Below are 959 nucleotides of genomic sequence, written 5' to 3' on the forward strand. Positions count from 1 at the left end.
GACCTTCGCCTCCAAGCTGACGCTGGCCGACGGCAAGGGCAGCGTGATGCGTGAAATCGACGGCGGTCTGGAGACCCTGTCGATCTCGCTGCCGGCGGTGGTGACCACCGACCTGCGCCTGAACGAACCGCGCTACGCCACGCTGCCCAACATCATGAAGGCGAAGAAGAAGCCGCTCGAGACGGTGAAGCCCGACGCGCTCGGCGTCGACGTCGCGCCGCGCCTGACCACGCTCAAGGTCTCCGAGCCGCCCAAGCGCAGCGCCGGTGTGCGCGTGGCCGACGTGGCCCAGTTGGTCGAGAAACTCAAGAACGAAGCGAAGGTGATCTGACATGTCCATTCTCGTAATTGCCGAACACGACAATCAGGCCATCAAGGCAGCCACCCTCAACACCGTCACTGCCGCCGCAGCGCTCGGCAGCGACGTGCATGTGCTGGTCGCCGGCAGTGCCTGCGGCGCAGCGGCCGACGCCGCGGCGAAGATCGCCGGTGTGGCCAAGGTGCTGGTGGCCGATGCTGCCCACCTCGAAGCGCAGACCGCCGAGAACGTCGCCGAACTGGTGAAGGGTCTGGCTTCGGGTTACAGCCACATCCTGGTACCGGCCAGCAGCGCGGGCAAGAACATGCTGCCGCGCGTGGCAGCGCAGCTGGACGTGGCCCAGATCAGCGACATCGTTGCCATCGAAGACGCCGACACCTTCGTGCGCCCGATCTATGCCGGCAACGCGCTGGCCACGGTCAAGAGCGCGGACGCGATCAAGCTCATCACCGTGCGCACCACCGCGTTTGAAGCGGCGGGCGAGGGCGGTGCAGCCGCCATCGAAGCCGTCACCGCGCCGGCTGATCTCGGACTGGCCACGCTGGTGAGCCGCGAGATCGTCAAGAGCGCCCGTCCCGAACTGGGCGCGGCCAAGGTCATCGTCTCCGGTGGTCGCGGTGTGGGCAGCGGCGAGAACTAC

General features: G+C 67.3%; 2 protein-coding genes. Both read left to right on the forward strand.

All coding sequences use genetic code 11. The features are described 5' to 3' along the window. A partial coding sequence (locus AC22G6_RS21780) for an electron transfer flavoprotein subunit beta/FixA family protein (protein ID WP_487368500.1) occupies positions 1 to 331 on the forward strand: 331 nt, incomplete at its 5' end. A gap of 1 nt (position 332) precedes the next feature. Beyond that, positions 333 to 959 (forward strand): electron transfer flavoprotein subunit alpha/FixB family protein (locus AC22G6_RS21785; RefSeq protein ID WP_487368501.1); only part of this gene is annotated, 627 nt, incomplete at its 3' end.

The organism is Parazoarcus sp. PS-13 R2A (assembly GCF_057621855.1).